Raw genomic sequence first — 18,790 nt, 5'->3', positions numbered from 1 at the left:
CCTTATCCCGATTCGGACAAATCGTTCCCGTTGAGCGTTTGAATGCGCAGTTCTGCCTGTTCCAGCAGGGCGGCGCAGTGTTTTGCCAGCGCCTGCCCGCGTTCGTACAGTCTCAGTGTCTCTTCCAGTGAGGGTTGAGCGGTTTCCAGTTTTTCGAGGATGGCTTCCAGTTCGCGCACGGCATCTTCATACGACAGGTTCGCAATTTCACTTAAAGAATCCATCATTCCACTCCCTTTTCAGGCTTGAGCAAGACATGTTCCACTTTTGCTGTCAGTGCGCCGTCTGCCAAGCGGATGCGCACGGTTTCTCCGGCTTGTGCCTGCGCCGCGCGGGTGAGGATGCCCCCCTCGGGATGTTCGATCAGCGCAAAGCCACGTTCCAGCACCGCCAGCGGATTGAGCGCGCTGAGATGCGCATTCAGGGCTTGCAGGTGCGCCTGCCGCTGAGCGATGAGTCGCGCGGCGGTGTTTTGCAGGCGCAGAATGGCGTTATCCAGCCGCTGACGGTTATCCTCAATGCGCCGCACGGGTGAGGCGCGCTGAAGCCGGCTCTCCAGTTGATTCAGGCGGGCGCTTTCCAGATTCACCCGCTGAGAGATGAGTCGGTTCAGGCGTTGCAGGGTGCGCTCCACTTGAATCAGCAGTTCGGCGCGGTCGGGGGTGGCAAGGGTGGCGGCCCCGGTGGGGGTGGGGGCACGCAAGTCGGCGGCAAAATCCACCAGGGTGAAGTCGGTTTCGTGTCCCACGCCGGTGATAACCGGCACGCGTGAGGCGGCGACGGTGCGCACCACGCCTTCATCGTTGAACGCCCACAAATCTTCGATTGAACCGCCGCCGCGCGCCAGCAGAATTACATCCAGGTCGGGGATGCGGTTGAGGGCGTTCAGGGCTTGCACCAGTTCCAGGGGGGCTTCTTCGCCCTGCACCGCCGAGGGCGCCAGGATGACTTCCACCAGCGGATAGCGCCGCCGCAGGGTGTTGAGGATGTCTTGGAGCGCCGCACCGGTGGGCGAGGTGACCACGCCGATGCGCCGCGGGAAGGTTGGGATGGGGCGCTTGCGTTCTTCGGCAAACAGCCCTTCGGCTTCCAGTTGGGCTTTGAGGCGCAGGAATTGCTGGTACAGGTAGCCTTCACCCGCCGGTCTGACTGCGGTGACGTAGAACTGATAGTTCCCGCCCTGCTCGTACACGCCAATCGAGCCAAAGGCTTCGATGGCAATGCCGTCCTGCAGGGGAACGCGCAGAGTGCGCGCAGCATTGCGCCAGATGACGCATTTGAGCGCCGCGCCGCTGTCTTTGAGGGTGAAGTACACATGCCCGGAGGCGGCGCGGGTGAAGTTGGAGATTTCGCCCGCCACCCAGATCTCGCTCAGCGCGGGTTCGCTTTCCAGCAGAGAGCGGATGAGGCGGGTCAGTTCGCTGACGCTCAGCGCGGGGGTGGGAAAGAGGGAAGGCATGTCCATGTGGGTTTAATTTTACCCTGCCCGTTCATCTTTGCGCGGGAAAATTTTAATCCTTTTGTAACTTGCCCTTTGATTGGGCTTGTACTAGAATGAAATTAGGCGTTTTCATGAGCCCATTACAACATCCAAGGGGGTTTCTTGGGGGCAGGTTTCGCCAATGATTGACATTGCACATCATCCACTTGATTCGCAGGGCTGAGGGTATGGCGTTCCCATTTCACTGGTTGGATATCCTGGAATGCAGGTTAAGCCTCTGAACGGAGAGGCTTTTCTGGATTTTCCCTCTGCCGTAAACAGGGGCGGCGGATGGGCAGGGTTATCGGTAGTTCTATCCTGAAGGGTGTGACCTTTTATTCGTACCTCAACGCGCGGATTGTCCTTCGCCCGGCAAGGCTGGAAGGCAGTCCGGCGCATCACAGAAAGGACTTCCTTCGGCTGGAGCGCGTTTCCTGTCGAAAGGGCGGAGCGCGCCTGTAAGCCGATTTTTTTGGATATGAACAAAACCACTTCTCTCCAACCCCAAACCGAAGACTGGGATCTCATCATTCAGCCTCAGCGCAACCTGCTGGATTTGCGCCTGGGCGAATTGTGGCGCTACCGCGACCTCATCCTGCTGTTTGTGCGCCGGGATTTTGTGGCGGCTTACAAGCAGACCATCCTGGGTCCCTTGTGGTATCTCATCCAGCCTCTGCTGACCACCATCACCTTTACCGTGATCTTCGGCAGGATTGCCAGTTTGCCCACCGATGGACTGCCGGAGTTCCTCTTTTACATGTCCGGCACGGTCATCTGGTCCTACTTTGCCGAGTGCCTGAACAAGACCTCGAATACCTTTGTGCAGAATGCGCATCTGTTCGGCAAGGTGTACTTCCCGCGGATGGCGGTGCCGGTGTCCATCCTCATTTCCAATCTCATCACCTTCCTGATGCAGTTTGTGCTGTTTTTGGGCTTTGTGGGCTTCTTTGCCCTGCGCGGCACGCCTATTCGCATGAATCTCGCCTGGGTGGCGCTCTCGCCCCTGCTGTTGTTGATGATGGCAGGGCTGGGGTTGGGGTTTGGCATCATCATTTCCTCGCTGACCACCAAGTACCGCGATTTGCGCTTTCTGGTGCAGTTTGGAGTGCAACTGCTGATGTACGCCACGCCGGTGATTTACCCGGTTTCGTCCATTCCGGCGCGCTTCCAGCCGCTCCTGCAAGCCAACCCGATGACGCCCATTGTCGAAGCTTTCCGCTTTGCTTTTCTGGGCGCAGGCACGGTGAACGCCGGGCAACTGCTCTACAGCTTCGTGTTCATGGTGGTGCTGGTATTCCTCGGAGCGGTCATTTTCAACCGCGTCGAGCAGACGTTCATGGATACGGTGTAAAAATATCCTATCTTTGCGTTCTTTGCGCCTTCGCGGTTAAAAAGTTGGTTTTATATCTAACATTGATAAGGTTTCTTGCATATGCCTTCTGTCATCTCCGTTGAGCATCTTTCCAAAGCCTACCGCCTCGGGCAGATTGGCACCGGCACGTTTGCCAATGATTTGAAAGTCTGGTGGGCAAAGGTGCGCGGCAAGCCCAATCCCCTGCTCAAGATTGGACAGGAAGACCACGGCAACCGCGACGGCGAAATCATCTGGGCGCTGAAGGACGTCTCCTTCACCGTGGAGCAGGGCGAGGTGCTGGGGGTGATCGGGCGCAACGGCGCGGGCAAGAGCACCCTGCTCAAGATTCTCTCGCGCATCACCGCGCCCACCGAAGGGGTGGTCAGGGTCAAGGGGCGCATTGCCAGTTTGCTGGAAGTGGGCACCGGCTTCCACCCCGAACTGACCGGGCGGGAGAACATCTACCTCAATGGCGCCATTCTGGGCATGAGCCGCAAAGAGATTGACCGCAAGTTCGATGAAATCGTGGCTTTTGCCGAAATCGAGCCGTTCATTGATACCCCCGTCAAGCGCTACTCCAGCGGCATGTACGTGCGCCTCGCCTTTGCCGTTGCCGCGCACCTGGACGCCGAAATCCTGCTGGTGGACGAGGTGCTTGCCGTGGGCGATGCCGCCTTCCAGAAAAAATGCCTGGGTAAAATGGGCGATGTGGCATCTCAGGAAGGTCGGACGGTGCTGTTTGTCAGCCATAATATGGCGGCAGTGCAACAGTTGACCCTGAAGTCAATATTATTGTATCAAGGGAGATTAGTGGACAAATCTGTCTCATCAGATATGATTAGAAAATATTTGAGTTCTATGTCATTACAAAATTCATCAGAGAATAGATTAACTGTAGGTAGCATCACTATCAAGGAAATATATCTTATACAAGATGATGTAAGAACAAATTCGATCGACCTAAATTCCTCTTTTAAGTTTTGTATAAATTATCATGTCGCCTTTCCAACAAAAAATATTTTGTTAGGATTTGATTTGATTTCGGATACGGGAATTACTCTATTTAGAGCCTATGATTTGGATGTCTTTCCATTAAACGAATACAGATACGGAGAATATGAATCGGTTTTTGTAATGCCACCCAAGATACTGCAAAAAGGTACATATCACATTAATTTGATAGTTGCGGTGCATCGTGAAACTCGATTAAATCCTGGGAAGTTGTCTCTTTCGTTTAACGTTGACTCTCTGAGGCAATCTGACGTAGATTATATAGGAATTATCGCGTCTCCTGGTAATTGGGAAGTCACTCATAAATTATGTGCGGAATAGTTGGCGAATTTAGAATTCAAACTCGCGGACATTATTTTGATTTAGATTTTAAAAAATTAACTGCAATGATGTCCCACCGTGGTCCAGATGATGAAGGTATTTGGTCCGATGGGATGTACTGCACTCTTGGTTTTCGACGGCTTTCTATTCTGGATCTTTCCCCAATGGGACATCAGCCAATGCTGAGCCAAGATGGGCGTTATGTCATTGTGATTAATGGTGAAGTATATAACTTTCAAGAAATTCGTGCACAATTGGAGCACTTGGGAATTAAATTCAGGTCCTCTGGCGATACTGAGGTGGTTTTGTATGCATTGGCTGAATGGGGGATAGAAGCACTGGAACGTTTTAACGGAATGTTTGCTTTGGGTTTCTACGATAATGTAGATAAACGCTTACTTTTGGCACGTGATCATGCTGGCATCAAACCTCTTTATGTTTTGAAAAATTCTTGTGGTGTGGTATTTGCTTCTCAATATGACCAGATTTTGGCACATCCTTGGGGGAGAGACTTGGCATTTTCTCAAGAGGGATTAGCGCAGTATTTTCGTATGGGGTATATCCCAGCGCCTTATGCCATTCATCAAAATGTATTCATGTTAGAACCCGGAAGTTGGTTAGAAGTACAAGCGGATGGAAAGGAACGGTGTGGAAAATACTTTGAATTTCCTTTATACAATCGGCCTAGTTTGTTTGGTTCAAAAGCATATGAAGCAGTAGAAGCCGCTATTGATTCTGCAGTTCGCCGCCAAATGATTAGTGATGTTCCTGTAGGATCATTTCTCTCAGGGGGGATCGATTCACCATTAGTCACTGCGAAAATGAAGGCGATATCTAACCATTCATTCAAAGCGTTTACTATTGGGGTTCCCAGTGATTCAGCTGATGAGTCCAATAACGCTTCTCAGTATGCTAAGGAGTTGGGGGTAGAACATTTTGTGTATTCGGTTACACCAGATGATGCACTGAAACTAATAGATGAAATTATATTGTCATGTAGCGAACCTTTTGCTGACTACTCAATTTTTCCCACTTTATTAGTGTCGAAATTTGCCAGTCGGGAGGTGAAGGTTATTCTCTCAGGAGATGGAGGTGATGAACTTTTCTGGGGGTATCCTGATCGGTTTATTCCAGTCATAAACAGTGCACATTTGTTTAGATATCCGAAATGGATTCGCAGCCTTTATTGGCATATATTCAAGCATTTCTCAAAAAATTCTCGATTATGGAGTGTCCAATATTTTAACAGTATTGGCGAATGGTACAAAGGTAAACATACGCACCTGAGTGAAGGTTGGGCTTGTAGAATTTTTCCAGATTTACCAGAATGGCCAAAAAACTCTGATCTTTTTACCTATCAAGGCTTTCATTTCGATGAAACTGCACAATGGTTACGCTGGAATGAATTTTCAGGGCACCTAACCATGGTGCTCTTAAAAGTGGATCGGGCAAGTATGTACAACTCGTTAGAGGTAAGGGTACCTTTGCTGGATAAAGAGGTGATTGAAACGGCTTGCCAAGTTGATTGGAGATCGTGTTTAGATCTAAGAAACAGAATTGGTAAAATTCCGTTACGGCAAGCCCTTTCAAAGTACGTGACCATGCAAATAATACCCAAAAAGGGTTTTACCGTCCCCATGGCTAAATGGTTGCGGGGACCATTACGCGATCTTTTAGAAGAAAAGTTGCTAAGGCTACCAGGATTGTTGGGTTTGGAGTGTGACAAGGAAAGTTTAAGCGCGTACCTTAACATGCACTTAACAGGAAAATTCGATTTTTCATGGGGAATCTGGATTCTCTTGAGTGCAGCCCTGTGGCAGGAGAAAGTTGCCTCCAAACAATGAAAGTATATGCTGATTACTCTCACTATCATGGGAAGAACCGATATTTTCTAAACAACATCCACAAAGCATTGTGGAATGACCGTTCACCCGAGGAACGAGATCAGGTATATGGTAACTGGTGGCGTGGTTTTGAGTCCGTGCCTAATGTTAGCGATGCGGATGTAGTCCTGTTAACAAATACATGGAACTATTATCTCGATCATGGGTTGATCTCTCAGGCAGAGGAAGAAATCCGGTTGGCACAACAGCACAAAAAGAAGATAGTGGTTTTTTGTGGTGGAGATGCTCCGGCAAATTTAATCCAACCAAATGTAATCTTGTTTGAAATGGGGGGATACCGCTCGGTGCAAGGACTGGCTTACCATTCCGGTATCCCTTTTTTCTTAAGGGATTTGTTGACCATTTACTGTGGTGGACAACTGCAATTTCGGACAAAGCCTGAAGTTCCGGTTTTAGGATTCTGTGGCCAATCTGATAGCTCTTTTCTTTTCAATATCTTTCGGAAAACGCGTAATTTATATCAAAAATTGTTATATCGGTTAGGATTACGTAAATGGCAACCGCCACCTTTTGAAACGGTAAGTTTTCGTCGCCGTGTACTCCATCAGTTTGAAGGTTCCGGTTTGGTAAAGACGAACTTCCGATTACGTAGACAATATCATGCAGGTAACAACCGAGATAAATCAGATTTTAGCCCCCAGAGGTTAGATTTTATACAAAATATCCTCAATTCGGATTATACAGTTTGTATTCGCGGTGGAGGAAATTTCTCAATACGTTTTTATGAAACCCTATCGCTTGGAAAAATTCCAATTTTCGTTGATACTGATTGTTTATTGCCTTTTCCCGACAAGATACCCTATCAACAAATTTTCCCGTGGATCAATGTTGAGGATCTTCCACGCGCGGCTGAGATTGTAGCAGATTTCCACTCTCGCTTGTCAAATCAGGATTTTATCCATTTGCAGAGGATGTGCAGACAGTTGTGGGAAGAGCATTTTACACCTAACGGGTTCTATAAGGATTTTCAGGAAAAAGTTTATGAGATTATCTGATTGTTGTATCCTTGTAAGTTCATTTGATAAGTATGAAGCCTGTTGGGAGCCGTACTGGCATGGGTTGGAAAAGTACTGGCCAAGTCACCCGCAAGTTTATTTTATTACGAACTTTTTACAAGCGCCTGGAGGAATAACGCTTAGCGTCGGTTCTGATCGAGGTTGGGCGGGCAATTTGATAAAAGCACTGTCACAAATAGATTTCCCCTATATTCTGTATAGTCAAGAAGATTATTGGATTCAAAAACCTGTTGAACAGATTTTGATCGAAGATTATCTGGATATAATTCGCTCTGGTAAAGCAGATTATATTCGTTTGTATCCCGCCCCACCGCCAGATTTGCCTTTCCCGGACGATCACCGTTTGGGAATTATTGCTCCAACCTCCCCTTATCGCACCTCATTACAAATGGCATTATGGCGTAAAGAGACATTGCTCTCGTTGCTGGATACTCACGAAACTGCATGGGAATTTGAAGTGAAGGGGTCAAAACGCAGTCAATACTTGAAAAAACGTTTCCTGTGCGTTTCTAAACGGCAATATGGTATTGATTATGTTTTTACAGCAGTAGTAAATGGTTACTGGTCAGAAAAAGCATATCAATATGCAGACAACGAAAAAATTCACGTTCGGTTCGAGGCGCTTCCTAGAAAATCGATTATGGTTAAGGTGAAAGATACAATTGTGTCTCGATTATATAGAGTAAAGAAAAAATTCTTAAGCAAGATAAGAAGTATCAAAATTACAAATTTCCCTTCCTGACAAGATGATTTCAATCAGGACGTTTTTGAGCGCATCCAATGAAAATTCTAATCCCGGAAATTTCCAATCCACCAGAGACATTTCTTCAAAGACTGATCCTTGGCCTGGCTGAGCAAGGAGTGGAAGTATTTCTCGCTACAGAGCAGATAAAAAAAGGATCTCTTCTAAATGTACATGAGAAAATTCGTACCGTATGGAAACCTTCCTGGAACGTCCCATTAGGGAGAAAAGCCTTCAATATAACCCGAATTCTTTTGCTTTCTTTGAAGAAGGGCAGGATAAAAGATTTTTTAAAGGCGCTCCGTGCAAACTCGCTTCGGGAATGGTATCGAGTTTTTCCTGTGCTGGATAAACCGTTTGATTTATGGTATTTCCCCTGGATTTTATCCGCCAAAGACTATCTTCCCTATCTCAGGGAGCATGGCATTCCGTTCGTGGTCAGTTGCCGGGGAAGTATGGTTAATGTGGATCCTTTTACTCACCGTGGAGAGGGGACGCAGGGAATCTTACGGGAGATATTTTCTGCGGCGAGCGTTGTCCATTGTGTCAGTCGGGATATTCTCAAGACAGCCGAGCCCCTGGGGTTGAATCCAAACAAGGCGGTGGTGATTCACCCGGCGGTGGATGTTTCTTTCTTCTCTCCGCCACAGGTTCTGCATAAAGACTCCACAATTCACATTACCACCACCGGTGCGCTGATCTGGAGAAAAGGATATGAATACGCCTTGCAGGCAATTGCTTTTCTAAAACAGAGAGGATATTCGGTTCACTATCATATCCTCGGAGAAGGTCCGGAAAGACAGCGCCTGCTTTATACTGTGGACGACCTGGATTTGTGCTCAACCGTGACCCTTCATGGAAAATGCTCTCCAGAAGAGGTGCGCCGAGTTCTGCAAAAGTCGCATATCTTTTTGTTCTCCAGCCTTTCTGAAGGCCTGCCCAATGCAGTTCTGGAGGCAATGGCATGTGGTTTGCCGGTGGTCACATCCAATTGTGGGGGTGTTTCTGAAGCCGTCACCGACGGTGTGGAAGGCTGGATTGTTCCTGTCAGAGATCCGGAAGCGCTTGCCGGGGCAGTGGAGCGTTTAATTCTGGACAAAGAAATGCGTCTCACAATGGGAGAAGCGGCGCGCCGGCGGGTGGTGCAATCGTTCAACCTGTCCGATCAAATTCCAGCGTTTCGAACCTTGTTTGAAAGGGTGAGTTCAGTTTCATGAAAGGCAAAGTCCTTTTGGTGGTGCCTGTCTTTCCCCAACCTTCAGAAACGTTTATTGTCAATCATTTTTCGGGGTTACTGGAGAAAGGCTGGAATGTTCATTTACTTTGCGGGCGCATTAACCGCTCAGCCATTTCTCATTATCAGGAGGTGTATCCAAAATTTCATGGGAGGATTCACACATTGCTCCCGGTACATCCTGCGGTATTAGCCTTTTTCTTGTTCCCGTTCATTTTATTGTTCTCTTTGTGTTTTTCCCCGGGGTTAATGGTTCGGTATTTCCGCTTCTCCCCGGCAAAATCGATTTGGGAAAAAGTCAAGCAGTTTTATCTGGATTTTCCTGTGCTCTGGCTTAATCCCGATATCCTTCACTTTGAGTTTGGGTATCAGGTGGTCGGAAAATCTTTTTTGAAATCGGTGCTGAATTGCAGGTTGGTGGTCAGTTTTCGCGGGCATGATCTCGATTTCTGGAATTTAGATGCACCGGATGCCTATCGGGTGGATTGCTCTCGAGTGGACGCCATTCATGTATTGAGTGAAGCGTTAAGACAGAAAGCCTTACAGCGAGGTTGCCCGGAAAATAGTGTGTTCTGGCGCATTCCCCCTGCCGTAAATCCCGCAGATTTCAAGCCCAATGGGACACGGAAAAACGCTGAGTTCTTTAATATCTTAAGTGTGGGCAGGCTCCATTGGGTGAAAGGGTATGAATATGCTCTCTCAGCCATTGCCATTCTCAAACAACAGCAGATTCCGGTAAGGTATTGCATTATTGGCGATGGAGAATTTCGCCCAGCGTTGGAATTTGCTGTTCATCAGTTGGGGTTACAGGATTGTGTGACTTTCCTCGGAAAGCAGTCTCAGGATGTAATTCGCAGAGAACTGGAAAAAGCGGATGTTTTTTTACACCCTGCTGTGGAAGAAGGTTTTGGCAATGCAGTCCTTGAAGCCCAGGCGATGGAAGTTCCTGTGGTTTGCAGTGATGCTGTGGGACTTCCCGAGAATGTTCAGGATGGAGTAACCGGTTTTGTGGTTCCAAGACGTAATCCGCAGTTGCTGGCGGAAAAATTAATCTTTCTCTTGCAGAATCCACAGGCTCGAATTGAAATAGGCAGGGCTGGACGACAGCGGGTTCTGGAATGCTTTTCTCTTGAACAGCAGAAAGAAGCCTTCGACAGGATGTACTCTTCCCTTTTCACCGGATAAAACTTGATGATAAAAGTCGATCTTCTACAGTTTCCTGCACCCTCTTCCCAGTCAGAATGGAAATGGGGAGATTCTTTTACCTGTCAAAACAGCCTCGTCAGTCTTGTAGATTTTCTGAAAACCTGGAAAGAGCACTCCGCTGCAGAGGCTTTGCTGGTAGCGGAGGCAAGCCTTCCTTTGCCTTCTGACGAGGTGTTATCCTCGCTTTTGGCAAATCTGCCCATTGATCTATGGCATGCGGGAATGCGTTTAGGGATGGCAGGGAAACCCGAGTGGATGGATTTTGTCCGCCCGACCTGGATGCTGAATCGGGATGCTGATCCAGATATTGAGTTTTCCTCCTGGCGGGTGTCTTTGCGAATGGCGCTGGTGAGGAGAGAATTTTTGTGTCGGTATGGTGTGCCTTCAGAAACGTTCGAGTCCCTGGACGCCGCTGGGTTGGATTGGGGATACCGCTCCATGGTGCAGGGAGGCTTTCTGCGTTATTCCCCCCAGTTGCTGAAAGAAATGCCGACTCAGTATCTTCTAACACCTCCCCAGATCCCTTTGAAGGATCAAATTCGGTTTATCCGCCGGAATTTTGGAAAAAAATGGTTGTACTGGGCATGTATCAGAGCCTGGCTTACTAAAAAAGCCGGTTTGTTTCATCTCCTGAAGGTGTTGTTAGAAAATCACGAGCAAGGCAAACTCGTTGAGAGGGTAATTGCTTCATCCAGCAGGCTTTCGTTTAATGCGCAAACATCCGAAAAGATTCCCAGAGTCTCTGTACTCATCCCGACATTGCAACGGTACCCTTATTTAAAAACTGTACTTCAGCAATTGAAGACGCAAACCGTCCCTCCTTATGAAGTGATTGTGGTGGATCAAACCCCGAAAGAAGAGCGCAGTACAGCGTTTTATCAGGAATTTCAAGATCTCCCTCTGCGCCTGTTTTTCCTGGATGAGCCCGGACAATGCTTGTCCAGAAATTTTGGATTATTGCATGCTCGTGGGGAGTATGTCCTGTTCCTGGATGACGATGACGAAATTCCTCAGGATCTGGTGGAAAAACATCTTCGAACCCTCCTGGCATTGAAGTGTGATGCTTCTTGTGGCATTGCCCATGAAATCGGCGCGGGTCAACTTCATGAAAGTTTCCTGCGATTAAGAGTTAGTGATGTGTTTCCAACCAATAATACCTGCCTTTGCGTATCTTCACTTTCCTGCACAGGATTGTTTGATAATGCCTACAATAAGGGACAAAATGAAGACCATGACCTGGGAATGCGCCTTTATCTGAGCGGGGCTTTCATGGTGCTTAATCCGGAAATCCAGGTGCTCCACCATCATGCTCCACGTGGGGGATTGCGTGCTCATGGCGCCAGAGTGGTTACCTATGCCTTAAGCCGCCGCTCGATTTGGGTGCGAAAACTGCCCAGCGTTTCGGAAATTTATCTGGTGAAACGTTATTTTCGGTTGCATCAGGTCCAGGAGTTCCTCTGGATGTCTTTCCTGGGGTCTTTTAGTGTTCATGGAGGCTGGCTCCAAAAAATTGCCAAAATGATTGCAGGACTGCTTCTTTTGCCTGTTACCGTTCTGGAATTTCGGCGCCGAATCCGGTCTGCAAATCGGCTGTTGGCTCAGTTTCCCCAAATCCCCGAATTGCGATGAGAAAAATTTTAATCGTGTCTTCGGAATTTCCTCCGGGTCCTGGTGGAATTGGTACCCATGCCTATCAATTGAGCCGGCATCTCGCACGACTCAACTGGCAGGTACTGGTGGTCGCCCCTCAGGATTATGTCTCACCACAGGAAAGAGAAGCGTTTAATTCATCCCAGCCTTTTGCTATTCATTCTTTATCCCGTTCAGGTTGGAGAATGCTGACTGCAGGATATCGTTTGGGAGAAATATGGAAGTGCATTCGGCTGTACTCTCCTCAAGCAGTAATTTTCAGTGGAGAAAAAATGGTATGGCTGGCAGGGGTGTTGAAACCTTTTTTCAGAATGGCGTTTCTGGCGGTGGGGCATGGCACGGAGTTTGGAAAAATTACCGGATGGCAGGCACGTATTACCCGTTGGGCTTTTCATCGTATGGATCACCTGATTGCAGTCAGTCAGTACACGCGTGCCAAGATGGAGACATTAGGAATCCTTTCTGACCGGATTACGGTGATTCCCAACGGGGCGGATGAGGAACGTTTTTTCCCTCTCCCTGAAAAACGTCTCAGTTCTTTACGTGCGAAATTTAATGGAAATCAAAGTCCAATTCTTTTAACCGTCGGAAATGTCACCGATCGGAAAGGTCAGGAAGTGGTGATTCGGGCACTTCCCAAGATTCTTTCACGTTTCTCTGATGCTCAGTACTGGATGGTGGGTTTGCCCACCCTGCGAGATAAATTAGAACAGGTAGCAAGCGAGTTGAAGGTGCAGGATCACGTTCATTTTCTGGGCAGATTGGGAAATTCTGAACTTGTTGAAGCCTATAACGCTTGTGATATTTTCATCATGGCAAGCAGAGAAATGCCAGATGGGGATGTGGAAGGGTTTGGAATAGCCATTTTAGAAGCCGCCTTGTGCGGAAAACCATCTATTGGAACGCTTGGGACAGGGACTTCAGAAGCCATTTTCCATGGGTATACGGGGCTTCTTGTTCCTCAAAATGATCCAACCGCATTAGCCAGTGCGGTGATCTCTTTGCTGGAAAACAAGGAATATTCCAGACAACTGGGGCAGAATGCCTATCACTATGTAATGGCTCATGCAACCTGGGAAAAAAGAGTTTTGGAATATCATCATCTTCTCCTTCAATTGTTACCTCAATGAATCTACCTGTCTCTCCCGATCAAAAAATTGTAGGTGATACCTTGCTGATTATTTCCCATACCCCACACTATTACCATGATGGCCGCTACTGGGGATGGGCTCCGACCATTCGGGAACTCGATTGGCTCTCCTCTCTTTTTCGCAGGGTAATTCACGTTGCTCCTTTATATCCCGGTGTTCCCCCAAAGAGCGCTTTGCCATATACATCTGCGAATATCACCCTTGCTTCTGTGACTCCTTCTGGCGGCAATTCATTGGGTGAAAAATGGAGAATTCTTAAAAATTACCCTGCGTACTTTAACGTCATTTCCAGATATTTGAAAATTGCGGATGCTGTTCACGTACGCTGTCCAGCAAATATCAGTATGTTGGCTCTCCTCATGCTCTTGTTTCGAAAATTTCCCCGAAGACGCTGGTTTAAATACGCAGGGACCTGGATGCCCCAACAGAAAGAACCATGGTCGTATTCTTTTCAGCGCTGGTTTCTTCGCACCGGTCTTTTGCGGGGAGTCGTGACCGTGAACGGCTCCTGGTTCCACCAACCCGCTTTCATCCGTTCTTTTTATAATCCTTCCTTTTCTGAAATTGAGTTAGCAGAGGCGCAAAGGATGTCCTCTGAGAAAAGACTTATTCTGCCCATTCAGGTTTTATTTGTAGGGCGCTTAGAAGAAGCCAAGGGTGTGGACAGAGCGCTGGACATTGTGCAGATCTTTGAGAAAAATCGTGTGCCGTATACCCTGCATTTAGTGGGGGATGGAGAAAAGCGGAAATGGTACGAAGAAAAATGTGAACCAGCCATGATTGAGAAGAAAGTGATTTTTTGGGGGTGGCTTTCCCCAAAAGAACTATCTTCTCTGTATGCCAAAGCCCACTTTGTGTTGTTGCCCAGTAGTAGTAGTGAAGGCTGGCCCAAAGTATTGAGCGAGGGTATGGCGTTTGGCGCGATTCCGATTGCAAGTTCAGTCAGTTGCATTCCTCAGTATCTTCAATCCTTTCAAGTTGGGGCTGCGATCGCTGTGGATGACATTCAAACTTACCAGCAAACCTTACTGGAATATATCCATCTGCCAGATAAATGGGAACAAGAATCGGCAAGGGCTAGAGAACACGCTCGGAAATTTACTTACGAGTACTACCTGAAAAAAGTTAGAGAATTGTTTGTTGAGCAGGATATCGCTTAGCAGGTCAATCGTGAGCCCGATAAATCCTTTTATCCTCATTTTATGGCTTTTTCTTCATCTTTTGCTGGGTATTTTATTTTCTCAGTATCCTGCACTCTCCACCCTCCATGCCATCACCACTCTGGTAATAGGGACTCTGGTTGTTCTTGGACGGAACTACCGCAGAGTTTTGTATGTTGCCGCTTACATCACCGGCGCAGAAGTGCTCTGGCGCATGACCGGCGCAAATGTCTTTTGGGAATACGGCAAATATGCCACGGTGTTCCTGCTGGGGCTGGCGCTGATGCGCCTGCCGCGCTGGCGCGGGGTGCGCATGCCCTTGCTGTATTTCTCGCTTCTGCTTCCTTCCATCATTCTCACGGTGCTGGATTTGGGCTTGACCGAGAAAGCCCGTTCAGCCATCAGTTTCAATCTCTCGGGTCCCCTGGCGTTGGCAATCTGTGCGTTGTTTTTCTTCCAGGTACGCCTGAGCGGCGAAGAACGCAAAACCATCCTGTGGGTCACCATCGCCCCCCTTTTAGCAGTTCTCGCCGTCATTTTGCGCACCATCCGCTCGGTAGGGATTGTGGCGTTTACTGATGAGTCAAATTTCGTCACCAGCGGCGGTTTTGGCCCCAATCAGGTTTCCGCGCTGGTGGGGCTGGGGGCCCTGTTGTGTATCTTGTTATTTATCAGCACTCGCCGATTGGGGGAACGCTGGATCGCCGGAGTGCTGGCATTGACCTTCCTGATTTTCAGCGTGCTGACCTTCTCACGCGGGGGCGTGTACAACGTAGCCGGCGCGTTGATTCTGGCTTTGCCCTCCATGCTGGCAAATCCCCGCCTGCGCAATGCGCTGATCCTGTTTTTACTGATTGGCTTAATGGTAGCCAGTCTCTGGGCTGTGCCGTTCCTCGACTCTTTCACCCAGGGCATGGTGCGGGTGCGCTATGCCAATCTGGAAACGACCAATCGTTTGGAGATTATGCAAGCCCAACTGCAGGTGTGGGGGGAGCATCCTCTGCTGGGGGTGGGTCCCGGCATGGCAAAGTACGCCTCTCTGCAGTTGTTAGGCTATGATGTTGCCGCGCATACCGAGTACACCCGCGTCCTGGCAGAGCACGGCTTTTTTGGAGTGCTTGCATTGCTGGTTTTGCTGAGTATGGCAGTGCAGGCATGGGGGCGGGCTCAAACGCCTCTGCAGAAGACCTTGACAACGGCTCTGCTTGCCTGGCCTCTCCTGGAAATGTCCCATGCCGCCATGCGGGTGGTGGCAATTGCTTTCATTTTCGGGTTGGCGCTGGCGGGCTGGGCTGAGAATCGTCACAATTCCATCCAAAAGACAGGAAACCAGACCCGTTAATGAGCCATCCACCCGTGCTTCTTGTGGGCAATTTCCTCTCCCGGCATGGACTGGGGCGCGCTGTGGGGGAAGATCTGTCAGAGCATCTGCACGCCCGCGGCTGGCAGGTGATCACCACTTCGCATCAGCGCAGCCGCGCCCTGCGCCTTGCCGACATGCTGACCACAGCACTTAAACAGCGAAATCAATACCGCCTTGCCCTGGTGGAGGTGTATAGCGGGGCGGCGTTCCGGTGGGCTGAAGCGGTATGCCTGATACTGCGCTGGCTGAAAAAGCCGTATATCCTCTGGCTTCATGGAGGAAATTTGCCCCACTTTGCGCAAAAATGCTCGGGGCGGGTTTCCCGGCTTTTGCGGCACGCCCATGCCGTAGTAGCCCCCTCTGCCTACCTGCAGGAACACATGCGCCTGTACCGGCAGGACATTCTCCTCATCCCCAATCCTCTGGAAATTAGGCGCTACCCCTTTCGGCTGCGGCGGGATTTGCGCCCTTCTCTGGTGTGGTTGAGGGCGTTTCACGCTATTTATCGCCCGGCGATGGCGGTTGAGGTGCTCCGCCGGGTCAAAGAATGGGCACCGGATGTTCATTTAACGATGTACGGTCCCGAAAAAGGCGACGGCAGTTTACAGGAAGTCCGCCGTACAGCACAGCGGTATGGGCTGGAAGGCGCGCTTTCCCTGCCCGGCAGGGTGCCTAAAGAAGAGGTGCCGCAGGTCCTTCAGCAGGGAGATATCTTCCTCAACACCGCTGGTGTAGACAATACCCCTGTCAGCGTGATGGAAGCCATGGCGTGCGGACTGTGCGTGGTCAGCACCCGCGTGGGGGGCACCCCTTACCTGCTCCAGCACGAACAGGATGCCCTGCTCGTCCCCCCTGCTGATGCCGATGCCATGGCGGAGGCGGTTCTGCGCCTTCTGCGCGAGCCGGATCTGGCGGAACGTCTTTCTTGCAGTGCCCGCCGCAAAGCCGAAGCCTTCGACTGGTCGGTGGTGCTCCCGCAGTGGGAGAAGTTGTTTGATGAGGTGTTTGCTCATGGGTGAGACAATTTTTCTTGGAATTGGTGGGCATTGGGCTTCTGGAAATTCTTTGTCTTTAATGTATCGAGGAGTTGCAGAAGAACTGGTCAGGCGAGGATGGCAGGTGGTTGTGCTTATTCCTGGATTGTCTTCTGAGCAGGTAGTTGCTGAAGGTAATCTCCGAATTTTAACCTGGCCCTCCAGGCGCCCCACCAGGCTTAAAGATGCAATTTATCTGGCAAGACTGATCAAACAATATCGTCCAGCATGTTTAATTGCAAATTTTGCCTCTGTTAACTGGATGATGCTCGTTGGGTGGTTGTTTGGAGTCAAAAAACGGATTGCCTGGTACCATACAGTGATTGATGCTGCTGAAGAACGAAATTGGGTTACTGAGTTAAAAATTATCCGTAAAAGATTAATCTATAAATTGGCAACCCATATTATTGCTGTATCTGATTTTGTCAAGTCTCGAGATTTAGTTACCGAATACAGAGTTTTGCCAGAAAAAATTACTGTCTTTCACAACATGGTCGGAGACCCATTGTCTGCAGGAATATTACCTTGTCCAAAGGAAAAAATATTAACCTATACAGGACGCTTGGAGTATTGGAAAGGGGTGGACATCTTAATCAAAGCGATGCCCGAAATAGTCTCTCAGTATCCGGATGTCAGTTTGAGAATTTTAGGCGATGGTTCCAAGCGCATTGAATATCAAAACCTGAGTAGAAATTTGGGAGTAGATAATCACATACTGTTTTTAGGGAGTGTTTCTCCAAATCAGGTGTTGCAGGAATTATCACAAAGTTACCTTCATCTTCATCCAGCGCGAGCGGATAATTGTCCGTTGAGTGTTATTGAAGCGATTTCTCTGGGAATACCTGTGATTGCTTCAAATGTGGGCGGTATCCCCGAAATTATCAGGGATGGGCAGGAGGGGTTTCTCGTTTCACCTGGGAGCCATGAATTACTGGCAGAAAAAATTGTTCAGGTTCTGGAGGACTCATTTCTACGGAATGAATTATCACGACGGGCTAGAGAAAGGTTTCTAGGCTCATTTGAACTGAGCAAAGGCGTCATGAAAATTGTGGATTGGTTGGAAAATGAAAGATAGTCTTAAGAAGATTTCTTTTGCTTTGGTTGTTTTCGTTTTGCCCATTTTTACTTTGTTACCTTATTCCCCATGGGTTATGAAGGGGCTACATCGAGATTCGGGGGTTTTCTTGTATGTGGGACAACAGATTTTGAATGGTGGATTGCCATATAGAGATATATGGGATCATAAACCCCCCGTAATTTACTATGTCAATGCTTTAGGTTTGTTATTCGATAATTCACGCTGGGGTGTGTGGACGATTGAACTGGTTTGTTTGGTTATTTCATCCTTATTAGCGTATCAGTTAATTAAGAAGCATTTTGGGGATTTTGTTGGTTTGATTGTTTCGACACTGTGGTTACTTACCCTAGTTTTTGTGTTACAAGGTGGAAATCTTACGGAGGAATATGCACTGGTGTTTCAATTTTTACTGCTTGTTATGTTTGATAGGATAAATGGAAAGAACAGATCTATTTTATATTTTTCGGTTGGTGTTTTTTCGGGATTAATGTTTTGTATAAAACAAACAACCATAGGTATTTTCTTAGGAATAATTGTACTCACTCTGTATAAAATGTTTGGCAAAAGACAACTATTCCTTTTCAAAAACATATTCTTAATTATTTTGGGTTGGACATTGTTTCCTGCGTTTTGGGTCCTGTATTTTTATATCCATGGTGGATTACCCAACTTATTGGAGGCTTTTTACTATAACTTTGTATATTCAAGCCAAAATAAAGATTTGTTAAATCGTCTAGCACCATTAATAACCGGGATTGAGCCGTTAACTGAGACGGGCTTTTTTCAATTTGGGATGATAGGCTATATTTTACTTGTAATGGATATTTTCTTAGGTAAGGATAACAATAAATGGCTTGTTAACCTTTTGCAATTGATAGCAGTAACATTGCCAATTGAATATGTTTTGGTTTCATTATCGGGACATACTTACAAACATTATTACATTACTCTTCTACCCATGCTGAGTTTATCCTCAGCATATTTTATAAAAGTGATAATAAATTATTGTTCTTTAGTTGCTCTGTTGCAATCATGGTTGAAATGTGGTAAACATACGGTATGACCACACGAGAAAGCAGATACGTC

17 protein-coding genes are annotated in these 18,790 nt (G+C 48.0%); 15 read left to right on the top strand and 2 right to left on the bottom strand.

Annotated features, from left to right (window positions below; all coding sequences use genetic code 11):
- Nucleotides 1–2: 2 nt before the first annotated feature.
- Both ANT_RS13075 and xseA read right to left on the bottom strand, forming a co-directional pair.
- Nucleotides 3–227 carry an exodeoxyribonuclease VII small subunit gene (locus tag ANT_RS13075; RefSeq protein ID WP_013561004.1) on the bottom strand — a complete coding sequence of 75 codons (225 nt, stop codon included), beginning with the start codon at nucleotides 225–227 and terminating at the stop codon, nucleotides 3–5.
- Entirely contained in the window at nucleotides 224–1,465 is a 1,242-nt protein-coding gene (xseA, locus tag ANT_RS13070) for an exodeoxyribonuclease VII large subunit (RefSeq protein ID WP_013561003.1), read from the bottom strand. The genes ANT_RS13075 and xseA overlap by 4 nt, the downstream gene beginning before the upstream one ends.
- A gap of 306 nt (nucleotides 1,466–1,771) precedes the next feature.
- Here xseA and ANT_RS17605 point away from each other — a divergent pair, with 306 nt between their 5' ends.
- The 15 genes from ANT_RS17605 to ANT_RS13000 all read left to right on the top strand — a co-directional run bounded on the left by ANT_RS17605 (nucleotide 1,772) and on the right by ANT_RS13000 (nucleotide 18,767).
- Nucleotides 1,772–1,942: a hypothetical protein gene (locus ANT_RS17605; RefSeq protein ID WP_172634628.1), complete on the top strand. Its 171-nt coding sequence runs from the start codon at nucleotides 1,772–1,774 to the stop codon at nucleotides 1,940–1,942.
- A 16-nt stretch (nucleotides 1,943–1,958) separates the two neighbouring features.
- Complete coding sequence (locus tag ANT_RS13065; RefSeq protein ID WP_013561002.1) at nucleotides 1,959–2,831, top strand: ABC transporter permease; 873 nt, start codon at nucleotides 1,959–1,961, stop codon at nucleotides 2,829–2,831.
- 81 nt (nucleotides 2,832–2,912) lie between these two features.
- Nucleotides 2,913–4,166 carry an ABC transporter ATP-binding protein gene (locus ANT_RS13060; RefSeq protein WP_013561001.1) on the top strand — a complete coding sequence of 418 codons (1,254 nt, stop codon included), beginning with the start codon at nucleotides 2,913–2,915 and terminating at the stop codon, nucleotides 4,164–4,166.
- A complete protein-coding gene (gene asnB, locus ANT_RS13055; RefSeq protein ID WP_013561000.1) occupies nucleotides 4,154–6,010 on the top strand; it encodes an asparagine synthase (glutamine-hydrolyzing) in 1,857 nt (618 codons plus the stop codon). The genes ANT_RS13060 and asnB overlap by 13 nt, the downstream gene beginning before the upstream one ends.
- On the top strand, nucleotides 6,007–7,065 hold the full coding sequence (locus ANT_RS13050) for a glycosyltransferase family 47 protein (RefSeq protein WP_013560999.1): 1,059 nt from the start codon (nucleotides 6,007–6,009) through the stop codon (nucleotides 7,063–7,065). Before asnB ends, ANT_RS13050 begins: the two co-directional genes overlap by 4 nt.
- On the top strand, nucleotides 7,052–7,828 hold the full coding sequence (locus tag ANT_RS13045) for a hypothetical protein (RefSeq protein WP_013560998.1): 777 nt from the start codon (nucleotides 7,052–7,054) through the stop codon (nucleotides 7,826–7,828). Before ANT_RS13050 ends, ANT_RS13045 begins: the two co-directional genes overlap by 14 nt.
- A gap of 38 nt (nucleotides 7,829–7,866) precedes the next feature.
- Nucleotides 7,867–9,045, top strand: a complete 1,179-nt coding sequence (locus ANT_RS13040; RefSeq protein WP_013560996.1) for a glycosyltransferase family 4 protein — start codon at nucleotides 7,867–7,869, stop codon at nucleotides 9,043–9,045.
- Nucleotides 9,042–10,247 carry a glycosyltransferase family 4 protein gene (locus tag ANT_RS13035; RefSeq protein WP_013560995.1) on the top strand — a complete coding sequence of 402 codons (1,206 nt, stop codon included), beginning with the start codon at nucleotides 9,042–9,044 and terminating at the stop codon, nucleotides 10,245–10,247. Before ANT_RS13040 ends, ANT_RS13035 begins: the two co-directional genes overlap by 4 nt.
- 6 nt (nucleotides 10,248–10,253) lie before the next feature.
- Nucleotides 10,254–11,897, top strand: a complete 1,644-nt coding sequence (locus tag ANT_RS13030; RefSeq protein ID WP_013560994.1) for a glycosyltransferase family 2 protein — start codon at nucleotides 10,254–10,256, stop codon at nucleotides 11,895–11,897.
- Nucleotides 11,898–11,911: 14 nt separating this feature from the next.
- Nucleotides 11,912–13,048, top strand: coding sequence for a glycosyltransferase family 4 protein (locus ANT_RS13025; protein ID WP_172634627.1), 1,137 nt, complete (start codon nucleotides 11,912–11,914; stop codon nucleotides 13,046–13,048).
- Nucleotides 13,045–14,229 (top strand): glycosyltransferase, encoded by a 1,185-nt coding sequence (locus tag ANT_RS13020; RefSeq protein WP_013560992.1) that lies wholly within the window; start codon nucleotides 13,045–13,047, stop codon nucleotides 14,227–14,229. Before ANT_RS13025 ends, ANT_RS13020 begins: the two co-directional genes overlap by 4 nt.
- A 10-nt stretch (nucleotides 14,230–14,239) precedes the next feature.
- Complete coding sequence (locus ANT_RS13015) at nucleotides 14,240–15,571, top strand: O-antigen ligase family protein (RefSeq protein WP_013560991.1); 1,332 nt, start codon at nucleotides 14,240–14,242, stop codon at nucleotides 15,569–15,571.
- Nucleotides 15,571–16,611, top strand: a complete 1,041-nt coding sequence (locus ANT_RS13010; protein ID WP_013560990.1) for a glycosyltransferase family 4 protein — start codon at nucleotides 15,571–15,573, stop codon at nucleotides 16,609–16,611. The genes ANT_RS13015 and ANT_RS13010 overlap by 1 nt, the downstream gene beginning before the upstream one ends.
- Nucleotides 16,604–17,701 carry a glycosyltransferase family 4 protein gene (locus tag ANT_RS13005; protein WP_041455048.1) on the top strand — a complete coding sequence of 366 codons (1,098 nt, stop codon included), beginning with the start codon at nucleotides 16,604–16,606 and terminating at the stop codon, nucleotides 17,699–17,701. Before ANT_RS13010 ends, ANT_RS13005 begins: the two co-directional genes overlap by 8 nt.
- The gene (locus ANT_RS13000; protein ID WP_013560988.1) at nucleotides 17,691–18,767 is read left to right on the top strand and encodes an ArnT family glycosyltransferase; all 1,077 of its coding nucleotides are present in this window, start codon (nucleotides 17,691–17,693) and stop codon (nucleotides 18,765–18,767) included. Before ANT_RS13005 ends, ANT_RS13000 begins: the two co-directional genes overlap by 11 nt.
- The last annotated feature ends 23 nt before the right edge of the window (nucleotides 18,768–18,790 follow it).

It is taken from the genome of Anaerolinea thermophila UNI-1 (assembly GCF_000199675.1).
Lineage (GTDB): Bacteria > Chloroflexota > Anaerolineae > Anaerolineales > Anaerolineaceae > Anaerolinea > Anaerolinea thermophila.
The sequence above is the reverse complement of the archived record's forward strand: the minus strand, read 5'-3'. Positions and strand labels throughout refer to the sequence as shown.

Coding starts and splice junctions, on each gene's coding strand:
- ANT_RS13075 (WP_013561004.1), bottom strand. CDS start 227: ATGATGGATTCTTTAAGTGAAATTGCGAACCTGTCGTATGAAGATGCC.
- xseA (WP_013561003.1), bottom strand. CDS start 1,465: ATGGACATGCCTTCCCTCTTTCCCACCCCCGCGCTGAGCGTCAGCGAA.
- ANT_RS17605 (WP_172634628.1), top strand. CDS start 1,772: ATGGGCAGGGTTATCGGTAGTTCTATCCTGAAGGGTGTGACCTTTTAT.
- ANT_RS13065 (WP_013561002.1), top strand. CDS start 1,959: ATGAACAAAACCACTTCTCTCCAACCCCAAACCGAAGACTGGGATCTC.
- ANT_RS13060 (WP_013561001.1), top strand. CDS start 2,913: ATGCCTTCTGTCATCTCCGTTGAGCATCTTTCCAAAGCCTACCGCCTC.
- asnB (WP_013561000.1), top strand. CDS start 4,154: ATGTGCGGAATAGTTGGCGAATTTAGAATTCAAACTCGCGGACATTAT.
- ANT_RS13050 (WP_013560999.1), top strand. CDS start 6,007: ATGAAAGTATATGCTGATTACTCTCACTATCATGGGAAGAACCGATAT.
- ANT_RS13045 (WP_013560998.1), top strand. CDS start 7,052: ATGAGATTATCTGATTGTTGTATCCTTGTAAGTTCATTTGATAAGTAT.
- ANT_RS13040 (WP_013560996.1), top strand. CDS start 7,867: ATGAAAATTCTAATCCCGGAAATTTCCAATCCACCAGAGACATTTCTT.
- ANT_RS13035 (WP_013560995.1), top strand. CDS start 9,042: ATGAAAGGCAAAGTCCTTTTGGTGGTGCCTGTCTTTCCCCAACCTTCA.
- ANT_RS13030 (WP_013560994.1), top strand. CDS start 10,254: ATGATAAAAGTCGATCTTCTACAGTTTCCTGCACCCTCTTCCCAGTCA.
- ANT_RS13020 (WP_013560992.1), top strand. CDS start 13,045: ATGAATCTACCTGTCTCTCCCGATCAAAAAATTGTAGGTGATACCTTG.
- ANT_RS13010 (WP_013560990.1), top strand. CDS start 15,571: ATGAGCCATCCACCCGTGCTTCTTGTGGGCAATTTCCTCTCCCGGCAT.
- ANT_RS13005 (WP_041455048.1), top strand. CDS start 16,604: ATGGGTGAGACAATTTTTCTTGGAATTGGTGGGCATTGGGCTTCTGGA.
- ANT_RS13000 (WP_013560988.1), top strand. CDS start 17,691: ATGAAAGATAGTCTTAAGAAGATTTCTTTTGCTTTGGTTGTTTTCGTT.